At 54.5% G+C, this 22431-nt stretch carries 18 protein-coding genes; 1 reads left to right on the top strand and 17 read right to left on the bottom strand.

Going from position 1 to position 22431, the window contains the following annotated elements:
* Positions 1 to 221: 221 nt before the first annotated feature.
* The 6 genes from AB6T85_RS08230 to AB6T85_RS08205 all read right to left on the bottom strand — a co-directional run bounded on the left by AB6T85_RS08230 (position 222) and on the right by AB6T85_RS08205 (position 6087).
* Positions 222 to 992 (bottom strand): TatD family hydrolase, encoded by a 771-nt coding sequence (locus tag AB6T85_RS08230; protein ID WP_369895248.1) that lies wholly within the window; start codon positions 990 to 992, stop codon positions 222 to 224.
* The gene (locus tag AB6T85_RS08225; RefSeq protein WP_253455449.1) at positions 989 to 2020 is read right to left on the bottom strand and encodes a patatin-like phospholipase family protein; all 1032 of its coding nucleotides are present in this window, start codon (positions 2018 to 2020) and stop codon (positions 989 to 991) included. Before AB6T85_RS08225 ends, AB6T85_RS08230 begins: the two co-directional genes overlap by 4 nt.
* A gap of 340 nt (positions 2021 to 2360) precedes the next feature.
* The gene (locus AB6T85_RS08220) at positions 2361 to 2522 is read right to left on the bottom strand and encodes a DUF1328 domain-containing protein (RefSeq protein ID WP_071995405.1); all 162 of its coding nucleotides are present in this window, start codon (positions 2520 to 2522) and stop codon (positions 2361 to 2363) included.
* A 105-nt stretch (positions 2523 to 2627) separates the two neighbouring features.
* The gene (osmY, locus tag AB6T85_RS08215; protein WP_369895246.1) at positions 2628 to 3242 is read right to left on the bottom strand and encodes a molecular chaperone OsmY; all 615 of its coding nucleotides are present in this window, start codon (positions 3240 to 3242) and stop codon (positions 2628 to 2630) included.
* Between the two features lie 291 nt (positions 3243 to 3533).
* Entirely contained in the window at positions 3534 to 5123 is a 1590-nt protein-coding gene (gene prfC, locus AB6T85_RS08210) for a peptide chain release factor 3 (protein WP_253455451.1), read from the bottom strand.
* 280 nt (positions 5124 to 5403) lie between these two features.
* Positions 5404 to 6087: a DNA-3-methyladenine glycosylase I gene (locus tag AB6T85_RS08205; RefSeq protein WP_369895245.1), complete on the bottom strand. Its 684-nt coding sequence runs from the start codon at positions 6085 to 6087 to the stop codon at positions 5404 to 5406.
* Between the two features lie 199 nt (positions 6088 to 6286).
* On the opposite strand from AB6T85_RS08205, the gene yghU reads away from it, so the two are divergent.
* On the top strand, positions 6287 to 7153 hold the full coding sequence (gene yghU / locus AB6T85_RS08200) for a glutathione-dependent disulfide-bond oxidoreductase (RefSeq protein WP_253455456.1): 867 nt from the start codon (positions 6287 to 6289) through the stop codon (positions 7151 to 7153).
* 410 nt (positions 7154 to 7563) lie between these two features.
* Here the strand turns inward: yghU and AB6T85_RS08195 are convergent, their stop codons facing one another.
* The 11 genes from AB6T85_RS08195 to AB6T85_RS08145 all read right to left on the bottom strand — a co-directional run bounded on the left by AB6T85_RS08195 (position 7564) and on the right by AB6T85_RS08145 (position 22424).
* Positions 7564 to 7851 (bottom strand): HigA family addiction module antitoxin, encoded by a 288-nt coding sequence (locus AB6T85_RS08195; RefSeq protein WP_253455458.1) that lies wholly within the window; start codon positions 7849 to 7851, stop codon positions 7564 to 7566.
* Positions 7852 to 8044: 193 nt separating this feature from the next.
* Positions 8045 to 8431 (bottom strand): RHS repeat-associated core domain-containing protein, encoded by a 387-nt coding sequence (locus tag AB6T85_RS08190; RefSeq protein WP_253455460.1) that lies wholly within the window; start codon positions 8429 to 8431, stop codon positions 8045 to 8047.
* A gap of 287 nt (positions 8432 to 8718) precedes the next feature.
* Positions 8719 to 9264: a hypothetical protein gene (locus AB6T85_RS08185; protein ID WP_369895242.1), complete on the bottom strand. Its 546-nt coding sequence runs from the start codon at positions 9262 to 9264 to the stop codon at positions 8719 to 8721.
* 4 nt (positions 9265 to 9268) lie between these two features.
* Positions 9269 to 13894 carry an RHS repeat-associated core domain-containing protein gene (locus tag AB6T85_RS08180; protein ID WP_369895240.1) on the bottom strand — a complete coding sequence of 1542 codons (4626 nt, stop codon included), beginning with the start codon at positions 13892 to 13894 and terminating at the stop codon, positions 9269 to 9271.
* 3 nt (positions 13895 to 13897) lie between these two features.
* The gene (locus AB6T85_RS08175; RefSeq protein ID WP_301253541.1) at positions 13898 to 14320 is read right to left on the bottom strand and encodes a DcrB-related protein; all 423 of its coding nucleotides are present in this window, start codon (positions 14318 to 14320) and stop codon (positions 13898 to 13900) included.
* Positions 14317 to 16239 (bottom strand): type VI secretion system Vgr family protein, encoded by a 1923-nt coding sequence (locus AB6T85_RS08170; protein ID WP_369895238.1) that lies wholly within the window; start codon positions 16237 to 16239, stop codon positions 14317 to 14319. Before AB6T85_RS08170 ends, AB6T85_RS08175 begins: the two co-directional genes overlap by 4 nt.
* A gap of 121 nt (positions 16240 to 16360) precedes the next feature.
* On the bottom strand, positions 16361 to 17428 hold the full coding sequence (locus AB6T85_RS08165) for a hypothetical protein (protein WP_369895236.1): 1068 nt from the start codon (positions 17426 to 17428) through the stop codon (positions 16361 to 16363).
* 13 nt (positions 17429 to 17441) lie between these two features.
* Positions 17442 to 17879 (bottom strand): hypothetical protein, encoded by a 438-nt coding sequence (locus AB6T85_RS08160; protein ID WP_301253562.1) that lies wholly within the window; start codon positions 17877 to 17879, stop codon positions 17442 to 17444.
* 22 nt (positions 17880 to 17901) lie between these two features.
* Positions 17902 to 18954: a PAAR domain-containing protein gene (locus AB6T85_RS08155; protein WP_301253563.1), complete on the bottom strand. Its 1053-nt coding sequence runs from the start codon at positions 18952 to 18954 to the stop codon at positions 17902 to 17904.
* A gap of 19 nt (positions 18955 to 18973) precedes the next feature.
* On the bottom strand, positions 18974 to 20908 hold the full coding sequence (locus AB6T85_RS08150) for a type VI secretion system Vgr family protein (RefSeq protein ID WP_369895235.1): 1935 nt from the start codon (positions 20906 to 20908) through the stop codon (positions 18974 to 18976).
* A 79-nt stretch (positions 20909 to 20987) separates the two neighbouring features.
* Positions 20988 to 22424 (bottom strand): serine/threonine protein kinase, encoded by a 1437-nt coding sequence (locus AB6T85_RS08145; protein ID WP_369895234.1) that lies wholly within the window; start codon positions 22422 to 22424, stop codon positions 20988 to 20990.
* Between the last annotated feature and the right edge of the window lie 7 nt (positions 22425 to 22431).

The raw sequence follows: 22431 nt of genomic DNA, 5'->3' as shown, positions 1-22431 counted from the left end.
TTATCAAACAAAGGATTGGGAATTAATTTTGCGCGATATCAGGTGGGATATGGAATACACGATCGGCAATAACTGAATTAATATGATGGCAATCACAATTATTGTGCCGTGAAAGGGTGGCCTGACGTATCACAGCGATAGCAGCCCGGTCTGCCGGGAAAGGTTTCGAAACCGTACATTAGCCAGGATGGACGGTTAATGACCTACTGTATATACCAGCTTCAGATCCGAAACAGTCGGCGGGTATTTTCGCGAAGCGTGTCGGCAATCTCCTGCGGCGATTCATCGCGGATCTCGCACAGGCTCTGCCAGACGTGCTTGATTCTTTCGGGACGGTTTGGCTGGCCCTGAAAACCCTGCACCGGCATATCGGGCGAATCGGTTTCTAACAGCAGCGAGGTCAGCGGCAAACGTGCAATAGCGTTGCGGGTTTTGCTGGCCCGCTCGTAGGTGATAGTGCCGCCGACGCCAATGGCAAAGCCTTCGCGGATAAAGGCTAACGCCTGCTGCTCGCTACCGGCAAAGCCGTGCACCACGCCGCGCGCGGGCAAATCGAGCTTGCGCAGCTGCATCGCCAGCTTGTCGTGCGTGCGCCTTGAATGCAGGATCACCGGCAAATCATAGCGTCTTGCCAGCCGCAGCTGCGCCTCCAGCACCGCCTGCTGCTTGTCGAACTGCGGGTTTTCAATATAAAGATCCAGCCCGATCTCGCCGATCGCTATCAGCTTCGACGAACCCTGCCGTAGATGGTCTTCCAGCTGTTGCAGATGCGCTTCCTGATGGCCGGCAATCGCCATCGGATGCGTACCCAGCGCCGCGTATAAAGGCGCATACTTTTCCGCCAACGCCAGCACCCCGGCAAAACGATCCGCCGAAACGCCCACCGCAATGATCTTTTCCACCCCGGCTTCCGCCGCCAGCCGCAGGCTTTCCGCCTCGTTGCCGCAGAAGGGCGGAAAATCAAAGTGACAGTGCGTATCGACAAAAGTCATGCCAGCGATCCTTCAGGAAAATCATCATCATTGCTCGCCGGTGGTACGATCGCCGGTTCATTGGCGGGCGGCACGTCCGGCACCACTGGCGCAGTAGCCTGTGCTTCACCCTGCAACCACTGCCCTATTGTAGCCAAAAAATAACGGCCGCAGCGACGGCCCAGATGATAGTCCTGATTGAGCGAGGCGATGCGGCTGCCCAGCGCCATGCTTGCCAGCGCGCGCGGCGGGAAAATTTCAATGATATTCAGATCGCCAGGCGGCTCGTTAATGAACTGCTGGGTCTGGCGGTAGCTCTCTTCATGCAGGTGCATGATATTAACCAGCGGCTGTAGCGCGCCTTTGTCCAGCCAGCGCTCGACGCGCTTCAGCCACTGCGGCGTATAGGTCATCTGCGACGGCACGGTTCGGATGACGACTATGGTGTCGGCACCGCGCCGCGCCGCTTCGCGTACCGGCACCGCATCGCTGATTCCGCCGTCCAGGTAGCTGATGCCTTCCAGATCGACGCCGGGTCGGTACATGCCGGGAATGGCGCTGGAGGCTTTGATGATGTTCAGCCAGTTCGCTGCGGTGGGGGCAAAGTAGCCGGGCGAATAGTCGTCGCTGCGGCAGGCGCACATGTAAAACTCGCGCCCCCGGGAAAACGCCTCTTCGCCCGCCGTCATCGCCAGCGGAAACTCTTTGGCGGTAATATCCACCAGCCAGTCCAGATCGATCAGATGGCCGCCGCGCACAAAGCGCAGCGGATCGAAGAAAAGTTTGCTGGTGGTATAGCGCGTGATCACCCGCCGGGCATAGCCAGGCTGACCGCAGATAAATGCAGAGAGGTTCTGCGCGCCTGCGGAAGTACCAATCATCAGGTCAAAAGGATTAAAACCAACCCGCTGAAACTCGTCCAGTACGCCTGCGGTAAAAATCCCGCGCTGTCCGCCGCCTTCACAGACCAGAGCGAGCTTGCCCGGATGAAAAGGTGCCAGCGCCAGCGGCGTAATATTGCCGAGCGTAATCGGAATGCGTCTGCCCACCTTTCTCCCTCCCTCTGATAGCTAATGCGGTGAGGATACGCTCACGTAGTGGCGGCGGTTTGGCGCTTATTGCTATGAGTGTTAATGCGGGGAGTGAAAAGCGTGACGAAGTGTAGCGAGAAATGAACGCGGGGCAAAAAGGTAATGAAATGCAGCGTGAAATGAACGCAGGTAAAAAGTGACGAAATGCAGCGTGACATGAACGTGGAAAAAAATGCAGCGTGACATGAACGTGGGAAAAAAATGCAGCGAGAAGTAAACGGGGAAAAGAGAGGAAGTGCAGACGGGCGAGACGTTTCTTCCCACGGCAGCGCTGACGCTGCCGTGGAGAGCGTTAAAGCTATAACTTCTTGCGGCCGGTAAACAGGCTGATCAGGAAGATAATGATACCGACAACGAAGACAATTTTCGCTGCCCATGCTGCCGTACCTGCCAGACCACCGAAACCTAATGCAGCGGCGATCAGTGCGATAACCAGAAAGATAATACCCCAACGAAACATAAGCTTCTCCTTACCCTATATTAAAATCGAACATCATCTGTTATTGATTTCTGCCTGACGACGGCGCCGTCACGGGCTGGCCGTAATAGCCAGCCCGCGCCGGTATTACGATTTCACCGCCAGATCGTTTTTCACGCTCTTGACGCCTTCAATCGCTTTGGCAATGCCTTCAGCACGATCTGACTGTGCCTGGGTTTTTACCGAACCGGAAAGCTGAACCACACCGTTGGTGGTTTCAACTTTCACGTTGCGGGACGGTACGATGTCATCCGCTAACAGTTTAGCTTTAATTTCGCTGGTTGTTGCTGCATCACCGGCATAGCCGCTGACGCTGCTTTTTGCGCTGTCTTTAACGTGTAGTTTATCGCTGACGGATTTTACGCCCTCAATTTTTTTCGCTTCGGAAACGGCCAGTTCAGCCTGATCCTGAGAAGCGACAAAACCACTCAGCGTCACGACGCCTTCATGAGTTTTGACTGAGATATCCGTACTTTTAATAGCGTCGTTATCAACCAGGGCAGCTTTCACCTTGGCGGTCACGCCGCTGTCATCCATGTATCCACCGACTTTTTTCATAGAGCTATCGATTTTAGAACCCGCGCTGCCGGTCGTGGACTGTACTTTTGGCGTAGTGGTGTCTTCTGCCATCGCAGCGCCACTAACCAGTGCAGAACCTACCAGAGCAGCCATCAGAGTTTTAGCAATCTTAGTCTTGTTCATCGATCTCTTCCTTCTTAGGTTGATGCACCCACAACTGTGAGCTTTCAGTCACAAACGGCGTGACTGCAGTAGTCAGGCTTTGTAGCAACCGCGCCACATATTTTGCGTCCTGTTGAAATAAATATAGACGCTGATCTGAATTCTGCTGCCCTTTGTGGTTGATATGGCGGATAAATGGGCAAAAGCGGATTTTTTTAAGATGAGTCTGTAAGGTGGGATCTGAACAACAGCGGGCAAAAAAAAGCGCCGCCGAAGCGCCGCCTGTCAGGGTAACCGTATGTAGGCTGCCTGTTAGTGTTCGCGCGTTTTGCGGAACACCACGTCAGGATAGCGTTCCTGGGTAATATTCAGGTTGACCATGGTCGGCGCGATATAAGTCAGGTTATCGCCGCCGTCCAGCGCCAGGTTTACCTCGTTTTTACGCTGGAACTCGTCGAACTTCTTCGCATCGCTGCATTCCACCCAGCGGGCGGTAGAGACGTTGACCGACTCATAGATCGCTTCGACGTTGTATTCGCTTTTCAGTCGCGCCACCACCACGTCAAACTGCAGCACGCCGACCGCGCCTACAATCAGATCGTTATTGTGCACGGGACGGAACACCTGTACCGCGCCCTCTTCCGACAGCTGCACCAGCCCTTTCAGCAGCTGCTTTTGCTTGAGCGGGTCGCGCAGGCGAATACGACGGAACAGTTCCGGCGCGAAGTTCGGAATACCGGTGAACTTCATGTTCTCGCCCTGGGTAAAGGTATCGCCGATCTGAATGGTGCCGTGGTTATGCAGGCCGATGATATCGCCCGGATACGCCTCTTCAACATGCGAGCGATCGCCCGCCATAAAGGTGAGCGCGTCGGCAATCACCACGTCTTTGCCCAGACGAACCTGACGCAGCTTCATGCCCTTTTCATACTTGCCGGAAACCACGCGCAGGAAGGCCACGCGGTCACGGTGTTTCGGATCCATATTCGCCTGGATCTTAAACACGAAGCCGGTGAATTTCTCGTCTGCGGCGGTAACGGTACGGGTATCGGTGGCGCGCGGCATAGGCGACGGCGCCCACTCCACCAGGCCATCCAGCATATGATCCACGCCGAAATTGCCCAGCGCGGTACCAAAGAACACCGGCGTCAGCTGGCCGTTCAGGAACGCTTCTTTCTCAAACTCGTGCGACGCGCCCTGGACCAGCTCCAGCTCTTCGCGCAGCTGTGCCGCCAGCTCTTCGCCAATGGCGGCGTCCAGCTCCGGGTTATCCAGCCCTTTCACCACACGGACTTCCTGAATGGTGTGGCCTTTACCGGACTGATAAAGATAGGTTTCGTTTTTATAGAGGTGATAAACGCCCTTGAACAGCTTGCCGCAGCCGATTGGCCAGGTGATCGGTGCGCAGGCAATCTTCAGCTCGCTTTCCACCTCGTCCAGCACTTCCATCGGATCACGGATATCACGGTCCAGCTTGTTCATAAAGGTCAGGATCGGCGTATCGCGCAGGCGGGTGACTTCCATCAGCTTGCGGGTACGATCCTCAACGCCTTTAGCGGCATCGATAACCATCAGGCAGCAGTCGACCGCCGTCAGCGTGCGGTAGGTATCTTCCGAGAAGTCTTCGTGTCCCGGCGTATCCAGCAGGTTGACCAGGCTGTCGCGATAGGGAAACTGCATCACGGAGGTGGTGATCGAAATACCACGCTGCTTTTCCATCTCCATCCAGTCGGATTTCGCGTGCTGGCTGGAGCCGCGTCCCTTTACCGTGCCGGCGGTCTGAATCGCCTGTCCGAACAGCAGCACCTTTTCGGTGATGGTGGTTTTACCGGCATCCGGGTGCGAGATAATGGCAAAAGTGCGGCGGCGAGCCACCTCTTGCATAAAAGGTGCATTTGACATGAAAAAACTCTGTTTGGTGCTGTGCCGCCGCTGCGCGGTTTGCTCAGGAAGACACAGGCGATTAATCATCAATGGCCGGCATTTTCGCCGATTCGGACGCTATACACAATCCACAACGGTGAATGCGCGGCGTAAATGGAAGAAAGGCCGCAAAGCGCGGCGTAAAAGTGCGCCCGTCAGCGGAAGCCAGCGGCGCTAAAGGACGAAGTCTCTTTTTACGTCTAGCGGCGATGGCGGCTTACCAGACAATTTTCTCACTCTCCTGATCGGTCCGTACCTTTTATTCTTTTTCAGAGTACGATGTTAACTCGTGCTGGTTAGCACAAGGCAAGCAGGCCTTTTCCCTTGCCGCCTCTACCGCCCTACGGCATTCACAACCTGTCAGATGATCGTTCACCAGGCCCAGCGCCTGCATCAGCGAATAGGCGGTTACCGGCCCAACCCATGTCCAGCCGCGTTTTTTCAACGCTTTTGACATCTTTATCGCTTCCGGCGACGTTTTGGTTTGCTGCCAGTACGCCAGATCGATAATTTCCGGTCGGGCATCAGGCCCGGGCGCAAACTGCCAGAACCACTCCGCCAACGATCCCGCCTCGTTAAGCAGCTCAATAGCCCGCTGCGCGTTGTTAATAGTGGAAAGAATTTTCGCCCGATTGCGCACAATGCTTTTATCCGCCATCAGCCTGGCGACGTCGTCTTTCGTGAACGTCGCCACCTGATGAAAATCGAAGTCGGCAAAGGCCCGACGAAAATTTTCCCGTTTGTTATAGATGAGCTGCCACGACATCCCCGAGTGAAAGCCTTCAAGGCAGACTTTTTCAAAAAGACGACGATCGTCCACAACCGGCCTGCCCCATTCATTATCGTGATAGTCCGGCATTGACGGTTGCCAGTAACAGCACACGCGACCATCCTCGGACAGCGTCAGCCCCGCCTGTTTTAATGCGGCTTTGTCGTGCTTCATTCTCTCTCCTTACGGAAGTATCTGAATTACCGTAACGATCGCTCTTTCCAGATAAACGTCTGCGCGGTAGCGGTGCTATATCTGACATCAGCTGTAACAACCGCTTTTGGTGCAGTGCGGCAATCGACGCTATTTTTAGACCATTAACAGCGAGAAGTCAGTCCCGCTACGCCATCCAACCGTGAAAAGGGAAAATTTTATGAGCAGCAACGATTATCAGCCGGCTAAAGTCTGGTCGGAGAACAAAAACGCAGGCGGCACCTGGGGCAGCATTAACCGCCCGACCGCCGGTTCGCGCCACGAAGCTATTCTGCCAATCGGCAAACATCCTTTGCAGCTCTATTCTATGGGTACGCCTAACGGCCAGAAGGTTACTATCCTGCTGGAAGAGCTACTGGCGCTGAACGTTAACGATGCCGAATACGATGCGCATCTGATCCGCATTGGCGACAGCGATCAGTTCTCTTCCGGCTTTGTAGAAGTGAACCCGAACTCTAAAATCCCGGCGCTGCTGGATGTCTCTACCACGCCACCGACCCGCGTGTTTGAATCCGGCGCCATCCTGCTTTATCTGGCAGAGAAATATGGCCACTTTTTACCAAAAGATCCGGCAGGCCGTACCGAAACGCTGAACTGGCTGTTCTGGCTACAGGGCTCTGCACCTTACCTGGGCGGTGGCTTTGGTCATTTTTATAACTACGCGCCGGTAAAAATCGAATACGCCATCGACCGCTTTACCATGGAAGCCAAACGTCAGCTCGATCTGCTGGATCGCCAGCTGGCGGAGAACCGCTATATTGCGGGTGAAAATTACACCATCGCTGATATCGCCATCTGGCCATGGTATGGCGCGCTGGTTCGGGGCGATCTGTACAACGCAGCCGAGTTCCTGGATGTAGGATCGTATAAGAACCTGCAACGCTGGGCCGATGAAATTGCACAGCGCCCTGCCGTTCAGCGTGGCCGCATCGTCAACCGCACCTGGGGCGAGCCAGCCGAACAGCTGCACGAGCGCCACGATGCCTCTGATTTTGAATTGCGTACCGAAGACAAGCTGGCGAAGTAACAGGCCAGGCCCGTAGCGCGCAGATTATTACAGCGCTACGGGTCGCTTTGCAGCCAATGACCAGTCAGCGCGTTATTTTAATATGCAAGCATCTTTTCGTGGCTATAATTTAGCAGTTAGCAACCTGAAAAATATTTTTACTAATTGATCTTATCAGGAACGCTATAAGGTATACGGCGCAAATACACTTAAATATTAACCTGCTAAAAATAATAAAAAATACAATAAATAATAAAGATAAACCAGCTATAACGGAGCAGTCACTTAGCAATCAGCCCTGTAATTACCCCTTAACCACCCTTTAATTACCCTTTAATTACCCTTTAATTACCCTTTAATTACCCTTTAATTATACCTTTAATTACCCCTTAAACCCCCCGGCTTTATTCAATTATTAAAATTCGGCAATCCTAATGACACTGCACGGGTTTTATCAGGGGCTTAATATAGGGCCGGCGCTGCTGAGACGCTATCAGCAAATCATATCCAGCCTGCATCGCTAACCACATAACGGGGCTGGTTCCCAACGCGACCTCCAGCCGCAGCGCCATATCGGCGTTAATACCTGACCGCCCGCTTAGCAGGCTGGAAAGCGTCTCGCAGGTGATATCCAGCGCGGCGGCGGCTTCAGAAACCGTTATCTCGCCCAGATATTCCCGCAGGATAATCCCCGGATGAACGGCTGTGATTACTTTCATATTGTTCCCTCAATGCTTGCTATTCCTGAGGGCTATATTACTGCCGCTGCATTAAATAAAAATAGTTGATGCTCTTTCTTGCGAGACGGCTCGCAAATTAAATAAGCAGGCGCCGATAGATGGTGGCTGCGCCTGAACAGTAGAAGCGGGAGATTGCTCGGGTCAGGCGGCAGGCGCTGTTGGCTCAGATGAGCTAATTCGCAAGCCCATAATTGTTGGCAGCCGCCATTGTGCGTTGTATCGTAAATATATTTTTCTGCACACTTATAATGACATCTTTAATATGAACAAATGTCTGTTTATAATGCTTATGCATTAGTACAAGCTGAATGTCATGAGTTATACCGTCACCTTCACGAACACTACAACCCTTCCACCTAAACGGATCTACAAATGTTATAGGATCCGTCACATAGGCATAAGTATTAATCCCGCCAGCCAAACCTATTGGGTCGGGCTGGGTAAATCGTCCGCTGACCGGGTCATAATATCGGAAAAGACTGTAGTACAGCCCGCTTTCACGATCCAGGTACTGTCCCTGGAATCTGAGGTTCTGCTGTACCGCCTGGAAGCCGGTCAAGAGCGGCGCTGGAGAACATTATGGGTAATCGGCTGGCAGAGGAGGAATTTGCGCCAGATCGGAGGCAGTCTGAAAGTAGTGGGAGACCGTTTGATGTCGATCCTCCAACAGCCACGAGTTCTTGGTTAATAACACTCAAGTCATTAATTTTATCGACATTGATATAGAAAACCCTATGGCCATGCCTTAGTTCAGCTATTGAGCAGTTAATATAATATTCATTGTCTTTTGCGCTTTAGCGATATGCCACAATTAAAAATATGGCATATCTGAATTTTCCTTAATAATCACTTTATGTCAATTGGATTAAATATAACAAAAATATTTTTATCTTTATTTAAGTTACAAGGTAAACATCCGTGCCTTAAGATTTTGTAAATTTCCTCCAACATAGATCCTTCCTGCTCTCCATAAATATATCGCTGAGTAGCCACCATATTCAACATATAAATAGCCTCATCACTTACATCATTCAAAAAATTATCATAGGTTTCATTTCCAGCAAGCCCATTTTTTTTCCTGAGCAAATATGCTTTCCTTTTTCTTATATTTTCTTTGATTGTATCTTTTTTCAATAACTTTGATGCTTCTAATATATCTTTCTGTGCTGGTTTGTAATTTTTATCAAGAACAATATCCGATATTAAATCAGAAAAAAAGTCGCCCCAGTAGACATAAGAATCAGGCAACTCTTGCTCAAAGAGCATTTTCTTAGCCTCTTCAGGATCACTAATTAAATCAAATTGACTCAGCGGCTCTCTCGTTCCTGCTAAAAATTTTGCATCATTGATAAATAAAATTGGTTCCATATAAAAATCTTTCTGATTCATCATATTATCACCCTAATATATCTGTCCACAAACTATATACTCGCTGCCTGCCAATCTGCGTTATATCTCGGCCAAAGATGTCAGCATTATACATATCCTTGGATCTTATTGGAACACCACTCATCATTCCGCGACTGGCTTTGTTCTGGATTATGGTGACTTGCCTGGATACCTCATCAACTGATTGATTTAAATCAACCCTATCCAATGCATCCCTAACTGCATCAGTATAACCATGATGGTTACCTTGATGTCTTGACATTGCACTTGTTACATCATCAGCCTTCCGCAAGAATATTCCATTGGATGCACTATCAATATAATAATTAATTTTTTGGAGTGCCTGATGGTTGGCTAATTCCTTTGGTATAATATGATGTGCCTGATATCCTTTCCATTTTCTTGAACGCGATAGCCCCATAGATTCCATCATATTTTTGCCTAGGGTAGTGGAGCATCCGTTTAAACCCAGCGGATCAACCCAAACCAGCGGATCGCCCACATACCCATAAGTATTAATCCCACCCGCCAGTCCTATCGGGTCAACCTGGGTAAACCGCCCACCCACCGGATCGTAATAGCGGAATAAATTGTAATGAAGGCCCGTCTCCCTGTCCAGGTACTGCCCCTGAAACCGGAGGTTCTGCTGTACCGCCTGGAAGCCGGTGACGCTTTCGCGCTCCGTTTCGCCCCAGGTGGAGAAACGGCCGCGCCATACCACCTCGCCGTGTTCGTCGGTCATCCGTTCCGGCAGGCCGTTCAGTTCGGTGTGATACCAGAAAATGTCCGACTGTTCGCCGATGCTGTCTACGCGCGCCAGCGGTTCCCAGCTGTTTTCGCCGTAGATGTACTGCGTGTTGCGCGCAGGCTGAAGGCTGCTGCTTTCGCCCACCATCCGCATGCCGCTCCACAGAAACGAAATAACTTCCTTTTCCCTTCCGTGGCGATGCAGAATTTTTTGCGTACGGCGACCCAGCGCGTCGTAGCGATATTCCGCACGACTGAACTCCCTGTGCCCGTCGAAACGTACTTCGCTGACGCGGTGCTCGTCGTCATAGCTGAAGTGCTGCTCCACGGCATCGGCAGACGATTTCCGCCACGTCATGCGACCAAAGCCGTCGTAGCGCCAGCGCGCACCCTTCAGCCTGAGCAGCAGGTTGCGCCAGACGGTTTCGCCCGGGCTGTCGGTCTGGTTTCCGGCAGCGTCCCAGCTGAAATGCTCTTCCTTATAGGTGCGGACTTCACGCGTGACCTGCCCCGTTGCATCATAGCCAAAGCGCTGCTGCTGGTTTGCCCACTCGTTCTGCCGCGTTGCGCTGTCCGACACCAGCTGCTGCATCACCTGATCCAGACGATCCCAGCGATAGCGGCGCTCCAGCACCACGCCTGAACGATCGATAAAGCCGCTGCGGCGCATCACGATCCGCCCGACAGGATCGTAGCGCGTCTCCTGATGCAGCGCGCCCTGGGTGCGATCGATCTCACGATGCAGCTTATCGCGCTGATAGCCCGCGATTTCGCTCTGCTTACCGTGCATTTTCAGGTTCATCTGCAGCAGATGACCGGTGCCGTAGCGCAGGCAGTTCAGCTCGCGCCCGTCCGGCAGCGTGCTGCCGGTCAGGTTGCCCAGCGCGTCATACTGATGCGTGAACAGCCCGCCGCTGTTCTCTTCGCTGAGCAGGTTGCCCAGCGCGTCGCTGGTTAAGGTCAGTACTTCGGCTTCTGCCTCACGGCCTTCAGCTCGTGCCTTCTCCCATTCCGTCAGCGCTATCTTTCTGACTTCCACGCAGTCCGGGCCGTAGTGATATTCGGTACGGTGCTGCTGCGTAGTTTTCACCGTCAGGCGACTGACTTCATCATATTCAAACTGCGTGCGGTGAGGCGGCAGGTTTTCGCCTTCAACAGACAACGGATGCTGTACGACTTCCGTAACCTGGCCCAGCTCGTCATAACCATAGCTTTTGCGACGCCCCGCGTAGTCAATCTGCGCCAGCAGGCGCTGGCTGTTGTCATACTCGAACTGCCAGCGATCGCCGTTTGGATTGATTAACGCCGTCATCCGTCCAAAGCGATCGTACTGATAGCGGGTAATATGCCCTGCCGGATCGGTCTGGCTGACGATCTGCCCGCGCACGTTACGGGCCACGTGCCGCTCTGAAAAGCTGTCGACGTTCTCGCCAACCAGCATGCCGGCGCGATCGTATTCATATTCCGTTTCACGTCCGTCAGGACGCGTCAGGCACTGCAGACGACCCGCAGCGCTCCAGCGATAACGCGTAGTGTTGCCTTCCGCGTCCGTGCTGCTCAGCAACCTTCCCGCATCATCATACAGACGATAACTTTGGTTGCCGGAGCAGTCCTCGTCGCGCCGGAGCTGCCCGCGCTCGTTCCACCAGAAGCGATGCATGTTGTCCAGCGCGTCGGTGCGCGTGATTAAATCGCCCTGCTCGTTCCAGGTAAAACGGCTGGTACCGCCGAGCGGATCGGTTACCGCAATAACATCTCCGGCGTCGTTGTACTCGTATTGCCACACTGCACCGTCGGGCTGCACCTCTTTTAACGGAAACGCATAGGATGGATGCCAGAGGGTCGTAGTGGTCTGACCCAGCGGATCGCGCACCATCGACAGATTGGCGCGTTCATCGTAGTCATAGGTCCAGACCCGATCGCCCGGCGCAAGGGTAGCCATCAGCAGGTCGCCCTGCTCCGCCCAGCGGTATCGCCAGTGCGCGCCATAGCTGTCGATATAGTCGGTAATACGACAAAGCTCGTCCCAGCGATGCTGCGTGGTGCCGCCAGAAAAACAGGTCACGTTTGCGCTGCGATCTTCTTCGTCTGCATCGATCAGCCAGCGCTCCAGGCAATGCTGATGTTCGTCCAGCACCTGATACTCATATACGCGCCAGTAACGCGGATCGCGGGCTGGCTGCCACTGGTAGGCCACGGTCAGGCCGGTGGCGTAACTGTGCGAGGCCATCAGATCGCTGGCGCGATCCCAGCTGAAGCGGCGGGTTTCAACCCCATCAGCATCCTGCACCGCAATCAGCTGGCCCTGCGGGTTATAGCGATAATTCACCAGAGGACATAATTCCCCGGCGACCACCTGATGCAGCGCCGTCAGTCGGCCATATTGCGGTTCATAGCTCAGCCGCACGTCCAGCGCTTCGTTATCGCCAGCAATGGCGGTCAACTGTCCGGCTTCGTTCCAGGTAAAATGCTGGCAGTTTTCATGACGGTCATAAATGCGGCCGATTCGCCATTCACCCTCACGCTGCGGATCCGGCTCGTAAAGATGAAACTCGCCCTGCGCGGTCTGCATGACGATAACGCCCTGCAGCGAGCAGAACAGCGTAAAGCCCTCTTCATCAAAACGCACCACGTCGCCTGGCGCAATCTCGCCCAGTCCCAGCTCCTGACCCGTTATGTCGCGCCAGGCAAACTGGAAAGTCCCATCCGGATGACGAAAGCGGAGCAGACGCGTTTCAAACGGCAGCATCCAGCCCGTGCCCAGCAGACCGGTCGTCAGGTTGCGGCTGTGATAGATGCGTTGCCAGTAAAGCGGGATACGATCTTCCAGCACAAAATCCAGATCGTCCTGACCGGCCAGGATCTTGGCCCCGGTAGCATAGTTAACCGGGTGAAAACTCTGCATCGCCACGGAGGAGATGGCGCCTGCGGCAACCGTTCCTCCGGCTTCAGAAACGATCGTACAGGTGATTTGCCGCAGCGCGCGCCGGGCGGCGATGCGGGTAAAAAGCTGTTCCAGCAGTTTTGCCCCTTCTTTACCGATACCGCCGCTCAGCAGGCCGCCGATAAAATAGGCCAGCATGTTTTTGCCGCTGCGAATATCGCGCACCACCACGCTGTCCCCGCCGATACGCACGCGCGGGTTATCGCTGACCTGAACAGTAGCTTCACAGGTGCTGCGGTGACCGTTGCGCACTGCAGGATGGCCGTTGATCATCACCTTTTTCGAGCCTTCTGCCAGGAAATTGGCATTCTCGGCCAGATGCCCTTTGGTACAGGCGACGGTATCTTTATTGGCTGGCGTGGCATAAGGACTGGCACTGGCAACGGTCGGCTGAATCAAATCATCCCAAAGATTGCTAAACCAGTTGCCTACCGATTCAGCGTTAAGATGGCTGACCTTATCCAGCGCAGCGCTCACGGCATCGCCCGGATGACGGATAGTGGAAGCGATCCCGCCCGCCACGGCCATGGCAATATCTTTCAGCCCCGGCGCTTCTTCGCTGCCGACAGACGGCGAAGCCAGCCAGGCACGGCTTACGGTTCCTGCCGCGCGTGCAGCCGGTTTGCCCATGATCTTAACGTTATCAGAACCGCTGGTTATAACCGCATCCGGCGGCCCGCGCATGCCCAGCGTATCCAGCAGGCCGTCAACGGCGTCGCTGGCTTTGTTGCCCAATTTTTCAGGATAGCCGGATGCCATCGCACCCAGCATGGCTGCCGCGCCAACCGCGACGCCGGCTACCGGGTTGACGGCAAACAGCAGGCCAGCGCCGGCTAAAATGCCGGTATAGATAGCTCCTTCAACTAATCCGCTGACAAGATCCGCCAGTGCGGAGCTGTGCACTAAAGGATCGTCTAAACGGGCTGCGATCGAATCGGACATCACTCAAGCCTCCGATCCTGCGGCAGGAATAAACCCTTTTTTAATATCTTGCCAGACGGCCAGGGAAGCCGCATCGAAAGAGCCTGCCCGGCTAAAGGTCAACGTCATCAGATGCGTAGCGGTTCTGGCGACCAGCAGCTTTTGCACGACCGCCACGCCCTGGTTTTCAAAACGCATCGCCACTTCCTGCGCAGGCAGGCCGCCGAAAAGCGCCTCCTGCACTTTTTCAGCCGCGAATTTTTTCATATCGCGTTTCACTTTTTCCAACTGCTGTTGCAGATAGCGCGCTTCTTCGCCTTCCTGCACATCCCACGCTCGGGTCACGACCAGCGTGGCGCGTGCTTTGGGCAGTTTCAGTAAGGTGATGCTTTGTTCCTGGACCGCTTCAGGTAACGTCAGCGTGCCTTCGGATAAAATGTAATTCATGAATTGCTTCCTTTTTTATCGAAGGCCTGAAGAACCTCATAGCCGATAGTCATCGGTGTTGGATCGGGCGTGATGCCCGGCGTTGGCGTGCTGATATTCAGATCCAGCGTGCCGCCGGTATTGATTTGTCCGTTGCCGGTGGCGTTGATTTGGAACTGAATGCATTGCAACGAAATGGTGCCGTTGGGATCGAGCGTCAGCACGCTCTCGCCCGAAACAAAGCTGATGCCTTGTCCGGCGGCAATTTGCAAGCCATCCTGCGCCCAAAGCTCGTAATCTCCTCCCACCAGTTCATTACGTGATTTCTGTGTTTTCTGCACGTAAGCGCCGCTTACCGTGCTGGTAAAATCTTTATTAACGGATACCGTCTGATTACCGCCTACCGTGTGGGTTTCATCGTTTTTGATATTGGTATCCATATTCTTCTGCGCCTGGATCCACACCTGTTCCTCGCCCGCCTTATCTTCAAAGCGCAGCGCGTTGGCGTTGTCCGGCGTGCCGTCCTTCGAGCGGCTTAAAAAGCCCATCTGCGTTGCCGCGCCGGGCAGCGCCCACGGCGGCATGCTCGCCTCGTTGTACACGCGGCCCGTCACGATCGGCCTGTCCGGATCGCCGTTGATAAAGTCGATCACCACCTCGTCGTTGACGCGCGGGATCTGCACGCCGCCGAATCCCTGGCCCGCCCAGGCGCTCGACACGCGCACCCAGCACGAGCTGGTGTCGTCCCCCTTCGCCAGACGGTCCCAGTGGAACTTCACCTTGATGCGCCCGTATTTGTCCGTCCAGATGGATTCGCCCTTCGGCCCCACCACCTTCGCCGTCTGCGGCCCGTGCGTGCGCGGCCACGGCGTTTCCGGCGCCGCACGGAACGTCACCGCCGACGGGATAACCCCGATGGCGATATTGTGCTTCGTGCCGCCCTCGCCCCCGCTGGCGTAGCGGTTCTCCTCGAAGTCGTAGTACGCGCTTACCGTCAGGTACTCGCCGTTGTCGCTGAAGAACGGCGCGTTCAGCAGCGTGAAGGTGTTCCCCGGCGCCAGCCCCAGCGCCGTGCCCACCGCGCTTATCTGCTGGTGCTCCACCTGCCACACCTCCTGGCGGATTTTCGCGTAGTGCTCCCCGTGGTCGTGGTCCACGAAGTGCCCCGGCCAGTCGTACACGTCTATCTGCCCCGGCGCCGGCGACGCCGGGTTCTGCCGCGCCTGCAGCATCCACGCGTTCGGCTTGCGGAAGTCGTAGTCGTCGATGCTGTAGATGCCCGGCGTCACGCTGTCCTCCATCTCCCACACGCTGATGCCCTCCGCGGAGGTGCTGCCGCCCGACGGCGTCGCGTGGTACGGAATAACCCCGTAGCCCGGGAAAGGCTGGTGCTGCCGCGCGCTGTCCGCCAGCACCAGCGTGTGCCTGTCCGCCTCGTGGCGGAAGAAGTAGTAAATCCCCTCCAGCTCCATCAGCCGGCTGATAAAGTCAAAGCTGCTCTCCTGGTACTGCACGCAGTACTCCCACACCCGGTAGCTGCCCGTCAGCCGGTCCTCCACCGTCACGCCGTACTCGTCCAGCAGCGTTTTGATTATCTGCACCACCGTCTGCCCCTGGAAGATGCGCAGGTTGCGGTCGCGCTTCATCGGCCACAGGTCCGGCTCCATGCTCAGGCGGTACACCGCGTAGCGCGTGCCGTTCAGCTCCTGGCTGTAGACCCCGGCGCGGGTGATTTTGCCGTTCAGGTAGCGCGTGCCCATGCCCTGCGTGGGGATGCACACGGTAACCGGCTGGCCCAGCAGCGTTTTGCGGTCGAGGCGCGCGTCGGGGCTCAGCAGCTCTACGGTGAACTCAAAGGCGTCGGCGAGCTTCTCCCGGCCGCTGAGCTTCCAGAACAGCAGGCCCTCAACCGGCAGGATGACGGTGATACGATCAAACATAGTAATTTCCCGGACTGGCAGGCCCGGCGGGACGCCGGGCGGATAAGATTTAGTAGGGTCAGACGGAGTGTGTTTTTAAGTGCAGGGTTATCGTATTGGTGTCTAAAAGACAGACATCAACTTAATGAGCCGAGATCTGCATGGTAGAAAAAATAATTTCCAGGCATCGCTTATTTTCTTCAAAATGATAGTCTTTTACGTTACGATGCCTGCCAACTAATTCTATATATGCCCATACGTTATTTTTATTGAAAACGTATGCCTGATAAAAAGCGCGCATATGGTCATCTCTGCTGGTGATCTCGCCCGTGCACGTAAATAAATCAATATTCAGACTGCTGTTAAAATCATTTTGGATGGGCTCCAGCTCGTTTGCTACCAGTGTTATTCCATTATCCTGCTGATGAAAACGCTCGGCACATTTATCAAAGATTTCTTCTGCCGAGTGAACCACAGTGTCAGGATAAAAGTATAAATTTATCGCACCATAATTAACATTTTCGATAGTATGCTCTATGAGCATTCTGTTTTCTGAAATAACTTTAGCTTTCCAGGATAACGGTACTTTAAACGAACTCCCTGCACCCAGATTAACGGTAGTTAATAATTCAGCCAGCGCCAGATTGCTACGATTTAAGAGATCCCAGTTAACCACGACAAAAAAGATATCATCAGCCAGCGCAGCATAATCGCGTGAAGCGCAGGAAGCTTTCAAAAGGAAGTAATTCCCGCCGCCTTCCGCAGGATTGTAATCTTTTTGTATGGTATAGCGCGAGATGACTTCATCACCAGAGGCATGAACTTTGACTGTTAATACATCTGCAAACTTGCCGCTACCGTTGGGATTATTAATTATACGCTGGTGCAGGATCTTTTCACCCATAATGGACAGCTTTTTGAACAGCCAGTCAGATGCGTTCATTTCCCACTCGCATCGCTCATAAGCTGCCCAAACCTCAAGGTAGGGCGTATCATCGGATGTAATGTAACGACCAATATTCACCAGCCCTACTTCCGGGAAGTCCACCGGATTAATTTCAGCGGGTTTCAGGCTTTGCGGTAAGGCTACCCAATAGTGCAGCATCTTCTCACTGGAAGAGGTGTAAAGACACTTCCAGTAGCGCTGCTGCATTTCCTCTTTAGTAAAAGGAGAGGCAAGCGGAAAACTGTAGCTGATGTAATTGCTCATAACCCCCTCCTTTTTATCTACCTAACCAAATCCCATAAAGCATCAATGCAGATGCTGCGGAAACTAAACACTTTACGAAAAGAAGAAGTGACGGAGAAACACTTTTCGAAAAAGATGATAATTTTTCATAGTTCTGTGTATTATATTCCTTATGAAACCCCATGATATTTGAAAAGATGGAACAAAGTGCTACTATCAAGAATTTACTGCCAAGTACCGCGATACATGCTCCGCCTAAAGAGGCAGTGAGTTTTTTTGCGTCAGACATGGGCATAAAGTGCCATGAAGTTATCATGTTATACATTAGCCTGCCAAACAGAGCAGTTCCAATTAATACACCAATTACTTTAGCTGCAAACAAAAACCAATCTTTTTTAGAAAAACTGTCTTTTCCATTCCACACATACCATAGAGAAATAGCTAAAAATATAAGAAAACCTAACCAAGACATACTTAACCCACCGATTTAAAAGTCAATCACCTATTAGCACTGTATTACAACCAGTACTAATTACCCCATCGCCATTTTTCTCCGATATATTTTTCTCATCGCCTTCTTTAAAGCCCCAACTTATTATCTTTTTAAAAGAAAGTTTAAAATCCACGTCAACTTTCACGCCCACAGTTAAAGCTAATTCACCTGAAGCTTTAACATTCACCGAATAGTCTGTCTCATCCCAATATCCGGTTACTCCAGCAGAGGCACCAACGGCCCCTGCACTCCCACCAACTTTACCACCCGTTACCAAAATACCATATAAATCAACATTCCCTGTCAGCTCTCCTTTTACTGCTGCAGCCTCGGCGCCCACCTCACCAGAAAAACCATAACGTCCTTTATCACCCGTATAAAATTCGCTGATGGCCTTGGCCTCGGCAGTGCCTAATGTGACATCCCCCGTAGCACCTAAATATAGCGTTCCCTGATTTCCTAACGCGCCTGTTGCACCATACTGCGCGCCAGTCGCCGTCGCTACCGTATTAAACCCTGATAAATCAGTCGAATATCCGTAATCCGTGCTATTGACGTTTACCACGCCTATTTTATTTCTCAACTCTCCTTTCAGAACATCCGTGCTCTGCATATTGCCAAGCGTTAAATCTTCTAATGCCACGCCCATTGAAGCCGTGTCATAGTGTCCATCTTCCGTTTTATCTTCTTCGTTATTCCAGATGCTTAATATACGACCATCATAATGATCGCCATGTATTTTACCGTCTTCACCGGCCTTTTTAGCCAGCGAGCCGCCCCAGTATTGCGGAGCCGCAGGTTTAGGTTTTGCAGGAGCTGATGCGCCGCCAGCGTTACACTGGGTTTTATCGCCCTGCCGGGCGAGCGATACGCCGTTAACCAGCACGCTGCCGGAACCACCGACAATAATGCCGCTGCCGTGCTGCGTACAGGAAAACGAATCACCTTTACGGGCAGCAGGAAATCCTCCAATGATAACGTCAGGACTCCCGCACTGAATTGGGCCATCGTGAGCGGCTTTATCGATGGATGCTCTGGCCGCAGGCATACCCATACTTATTTTTCCTCAGCCATTAACTGTTAATTTTAACCATCGCGCCTTTGATATCAGCCACGTTCGTTCCGGTAATACTTACCGTGTCATTCGCTTTCATCTCGGTATTTTTACCGTCGCCTACCGTGGTCAGTTCGTTGCCTTTAAACAGCGCCTGTAATTCGCTTTCGGCGTGAAGATCCCCTGATTTTACCTGAATTTCAATGGCGTCGGGCGAAATCAATATATAGTTGTCTTTCACCTTTAATTTAATGCTGGTATTGGCCTCAAGCAGCGCATTACCCTCTTTGTCCATGGTCAGCACAGTTTCATCCTTGCCGACATTAACGACGTGTTTTTCACCCGTTTCCGTCAGATGATTGCGCTTTATCGTGACTTTTTCGTCACGGCCAATCGCTTTCAGACGATCGACGCCCACGTGGTGCGTTTCACAGCTCTCGACTTCCGTATCCATGTTTTTTTCCGCATGGATCCAAATCTGTTCGTGACCGGCTTTGTCCTCAAAGCGCAGCGCGTTGGCGGTATCTTTATGTCCATCCTTACTACGGCTATAAAATCCCATCTGGGTTGCGGCCGCCGGTAATCCCCATGGTGGCATGTTCCCTTCGTTATAGACGCGGCCCGTTACCATTGGTCGATCGGGATCGCCGTTGATGAAGTCGATCACCACTTCATCACCTACGCGAGGTATCTGGATACTTCCATACCCCTGGCCCGCCCAGGCGCTCGACACGCGCACCCAGCACGAGCTGGTGTCGTCCCCCTTCGCCAGACGGTCCCAGTGGAACTTCACCTTGATGCGCCCGTACTTGTCCGTCCAGATGGATTCGCCCTTCGGCCCCACCACCTTCGCCGTCTGCGGCCCGTGCGTGCGCGGCCACGGCGTTTCCGGCGCCGCACGGAACGTCACCGCCGACGGGATAACCCCGATGGCGATATTGTGCTTCGTGCCGCCCTCGCCCCCGCTGGCGTAGCGGTTCTCCTCGAAGTCGTAGTACGCGCTCACCGTCAGGTACTCGCCGTTGTCGCTGAAGAACGGCGCGTTCAGCAGCGTGAAGGTGTTCCCCGGCGCCAGCCCCAGCGCCGTGCCCACCGCGCTTATCTGCTGGTGCTCCACCTGCCACACCTCCTGGCGGATTTTCGCGTAGTGCTCCCCGTGGTCGTGGTCCACGAAGTGCCCCGGCCAGTCGTACACGTCTATCTGCCCCGGCGCCGGCGACGCCGGGTTCTGCCGCGCCTGCAGCATCCACGCGTTCGGCTTGCGGAAGTCGTAGTCGTCGATGCTGTAGATGCCCGGCGTCACGCTGTCCTCCATCTCCCACACGCTGATGCCCTCCGCGGAGGTGCTGCCGCCCGACGGCGTCGCGTGGTACGGAATAACCCCGTAGCCCGGGAAAGGCTGGTGCTGCCGCGCGCTGTCCGCCAGCACCAGCGTGTGCCTGTCCGCCTCGTGGCGGAAGAAGTAGTAAATCCCCTCCAGCTCCATCAGCCGGCTGATAAAGTCGAAGCTGCTCTCCTGGTACTGCACGCAGTACTCCCACACCCGGTAGCTGGCCGTCAGCCTGTCCTCCACCGTCACGCCGTACTCGTCCAGCAGCGTTTTGATTATCTGCACCACCGTCTGCCCCTGGAAGATGCGCAGGTTGCGGTCGCGCTTCATCGGCCACAGGTCCGGCTCCATGCTCAGGCGGTACACCGCGTAGCGCGTGCCGTTCAGCTCCTGGCTGTAGACCCCGGCGCGGGTGATTTTGCCGTTCAGGTAGCGCGTGCCCATGCCCTGCGTGGGGATGCACACGGTAACCGGCTGGCCCAGCAGCGTTTTGCGGTCGAGGCGCGCGTCGGGGCTCAGCAGCTCCACGGTGAACTCAAAGGCGTCGGCGAGCTTCTCCCGGCCGCTGAGCTTCCAGAACAGCAGGCCCTCAACCGGCAGGATGACGGTGATACGATCAAACATAGTAATTTCCCGGACTGGCAGGCCCGGCGGGACGCCGGGCGGATAAGGAATGGACAGGAACTGAGCGGCGCGCGCGGCCTCAGCTTTGCGGGTTCAGCAGCCACACGCCTTCGCGATCGACGGTAATGCGCTGATCGCGGGTCTGGCCGCTGTTGCTGATGCTGAAGCGGTAATCGCCCGGCGGCAGCTGCAGCATAGCGAAGCCGTTCGGCGACGGCACCAGCGCCTGCGGATTGCCGTTCATTGCTACTTTATCGCCCGGCAGCAGTTTGATATAGACCTGGGCGACAGGCTCCGGCGGTGGCGCAGGTTCGGCGGCCTTCGCCGTTTCCGCTGGCGGCTGAGAGGCCGTTGGCGTTACTGCTGGCGCAGAAGTCACCTCAGACGCAGAAGTTGCCGCTGGCGCATTCGTGGCGGCCGTCTGCGGCGCATCGTCGCTGCCGCCGCCCGCCATCAGCGCGCCCACGCCAATCCCCACCAGCACGCCTGCGGCAATCAGGCCAGGCACCATAAAGCGCTTCAGCCCGGCGGCTTTTGGCGCAGCCTGCTCTTCTTCTACCGGCACCAGCATGGTGCCAGGCCCGCTGACCTTCACCTCAACGATTTCACTGATATCGCTGGCGGAAAGCGCCATCAGCGCCGCCAGCTCGTCTATGGTCTGCGGCCGATCTTCCGGTTGCAGCGCCAGCGCGCGGTCAATCGCGTGCAGCAGCGGCAGCGAGTAGCCGGCGGGCTTCTGCTGCACCAGCGGCTTATAGTTATCCTCGATGCTGCGCACCACGCTGACCGGCGGCGGCGAGCCAACAATCAGCGTATGCAGCACCGCGCCCAGCGCATAGATATCGGTCCAGGTGCCCTGCTCGCTCTCGTTGTCGTCGCTGTACTGCTCAATCGGCGCAAAGCCCGGCTTGAGCATGGTTTCGGTTTCATCAGAAAGGTTGCCGATAGCCTTGCGGGCGGAACCGAAGTCCAGCAGCACCGGCACGCCGTTTTCCTGGATCTGGATATTATCCAGCGAGATATCGCGATGCAGATAGCCTTCGCGGTGGATAGTATTGATAGCGCCGAACAGCGGCGGCAGCAGGCAGCGGATCCAGGCTTCGCTAATCATCTCCGGGCGGCGGCTGTGCAGCTGCGACAGCGTGGTGCCGGTATAGAACGCCGTGCCCATATAGGCGGTATCGTTCTGCACCCAAAAGCGCAGCACGTGCAGCAAATTCGGATGATTAAAGCGGGCCAGCAGGCGCGCCTCCTGAATAAAGCTGTTCAGCCCGGCGTGAAACGTTTTGCTGAAGCGCTCGCTGCGCAGTACCAGCGTCAGATCGTCGCTGCGCACCGCCAGCGAGGCGGGCATAAACTCTTTGATGGCGATGGTGCGTTCAAGCTGATGATCCCTGGCGCGATAGACGATACCGAAGCCGCCGCCGCCGATGACCTCTTTAATTTCAAACTCGTTAAAGCGGTAGCCCACCGGCAGAGCGCCAGGAATGGCTCGCGGAATATCTTGTTCTGACATATTGGAC

Source organism: Erwinia aeris (genome assembly GCF_041224955.1).
GTDB classification, from domain to species: domain Bacteria; phylum Pseudomonadota; class Gammaproteobacteria; order Enterobacterales; family Enterobacteriaceae; genus Erwinia; species Erwinia aeris.
The sequence above is the reverse complement of the archived record's forward strand: the minus strand, read 5'-3'. Positions and strand labels throughout refer to the sequence as shown.

Excerpts from the sequence above, each read along its gene's own strand:
- yghU (WP_253455456.1), top strand. The coding sequence starts at position 6,287 with ATGAGCAGCAACGATTATCAGCCGGCTAAAGTCTGGTCGGAGAACAAA.
- AB6T85_RS08160 (WP_301253562.1), bottom strand. The coding sequence starts at position 17,879 with ATGTCTTGGTTAGGTTTTCTTATATTTTTAGCTATTTCTCTATGGTAT.
- AB6T85_RS08185 (WP_369895242.1), bottom strand. The coding sequence starts at position 9,264 with ATGATGAATCAGAAAGATTTTTATATGGAACCAATTTTATTTATCAAT.
- AB6T85_RS08205 (WP_369895245.1), bottom strand. The coding sequence starts at position 6,087 with ATGAAGCACGACAAAGCCGCATTAAAACAGGCGGGGCTGACGCTGTCC.
- AB6T85_RS08145 (WP_369895234.1), bottom strand. The coding sequence starts at position 22,424 with ATGTCAGAACAAGATATTCCGCGAGCCATTCCTGGCGCTCTGCCGGTG.
- AB6T85_RS08155 (WP_301253563.1), bottom strand. The coding sequence starts at position 18,954 with ATGGGTATGCCTGCGGCCAGAGCATCCATCGATAAAGCCGCTCACGAT.
- osmY (WP_369895246.1), bottom strand. The coding sequence starts at position 3,242 with ATGAACAAGACTAAGATTGCTAAAACTCTGATGGCTGCTCTGGTAGGT.
- AB6T85_RS08230 (WP_369895248.1), bottom strand. The coding sequence starts at position 992 with ATGACTTTTGTCGATACGCACTGTCACTTTGATTTTCCGCCCTTCTGC.
- prfC (WP_253455451.1), bottom strand. The coding sequence starts at position 5,123 with ATGTCAAATGCACCTTTTATGCAAGAGGTGGCTCGCCGCCGCACTTTT.
- AB6T85_RS08150 (WP_369895235.1), bottom strand. The coding sequence starts at position 20,908 with ATGTTTGATCGTATCACCGTCATCCTGCCGGTTGAGGGCCTGCTGTTC.
- AB6T85_RS08175 (WP_301253541.1), bottom strand. The coding sequence starts at position 14,320 with ATGAATTACATTTTATCCGAAGGCACGCTGACGTTACCTGAAGCGGTC.
- AB6T85_RS08195 (WP_253455458.1), bottom strand. The coding sequence starts at position 7,851 with ATGAAAGTAATCACAGCCGTTCATCCGGGGATTATCCTGCGGGAATAT.
- AB6T85_RS08180 (WP_369895240.1), bottom strand. The coding sequence starts at position 13,894 with ATGTCCGATTCGATCGCAGCCCGTTTAGACGATCCTTTAGTGCACAGC.
- AB6T85_RS08170 (WP_369895238.1), bottom strand. The coding sequence starts at position 16,239 with ATGTTTGATCGTATCACCGTCATCCTGCCGGTTGAGGGCCTGCTGTTC.
- AB6T85_RS08165 (WP_369895236.1), bottom strand. The coding sequence starts at position 17,428 with ATGAGCAATTACATCAGCTACAGTTTTCCGCTTGCCTCTCCTTTTACT.
- AB6T85_RS08220 (WP_071995405.1), bottom strand. The coding sequence starts at position 2,522 with ATGTTTCGTTGGGGTATTATCTTTCTGGTTATCGCACTGATCGCCGCT.